This is a genomic window from Vibrio sp. YT-19(2023) (assembly GCF_033337395.1).
On the sequence record NZ_JAWOQN010000406.1, the window covers coordinates 1 to 755 of the forward strand.

At 40.5% G+C, this 755-nt stretch carries 2 pseudogenes; both read right to left on the minus strand.

The annotated features are described in order from the left end of the window. Positions 1-460: pseudogene (locus R7E78_RS26210) on the minus strand (CpaF family protein); the annotation flags it as partial. 12 nt (positions 461-472) lie between these two features. Beyond that, positions 473-755 (minus strand): annotated as a pseudogene (locus R7E78_RS26215) (type II secretion protein); the annotation flags it as partial.

Consider the following 755-nt stretch of genomic DNA (forward strand, 5'->3'; position numbering starts at 1 on the left):
TGTTTTTAGGGCCATTGACCAAAATATCTGAAATGGTTGGATCTTCAAGCAGTGGCTCAAGCGGCCCAAGACCAAACACTTCGTCTTCGATTTGGTGGATCACGCGGTTGCGCGCTTCTGAACTTAAAGGATGCGTTTGGTCTTCGGCGATCAACTGAATCACCGCTTCCCTTAACTCTTCTTTCGCGCGATCTTCTTGCAGATGTGATAACAAGCCAAGGTCTAAAGTATCCAGCAATTTCTTATGGTAGTAGTGCTTGATAGCCAGATCTTGCTCAAGTTGTTTTTTCTGCTCTTCAATCGCTTTCAGTTTCGCTTCAACCGGCGTTAGTGGTTTGTTTTCACTGACGTAATCTTCGTCTTCTGCTTTCGCAGCAAGATCGACCTTGACGACTTTCGATTCTTTTTCTTCATCTACGGAATTGAATGAACTCCCGACGCCTTTCCGTTTGAAAAACATAACTCCCCCTTACTAAGAAAAGAATTTCTTAATCCAACTTTGGTGCTCTTGTGTTGGGCTTTCTAATAAGTGCGATATTTCCGCTAACGAAGCTTTTAAAGCACTATTTTTCTTAGATTGAACAATTGGGTTACCTAAATTGGCGCTCTCTATCGCAATAGCAAAATTATTTGGAACTAAATGTATCGCATGGCCACCAACTGCGTTTTCAATATCTTTTAAGGATATTGTTGATTTCTTTTCAAAACGATTAACTATGAGTTCAACCTGATGATTACTTAAACCATAGTCTAAT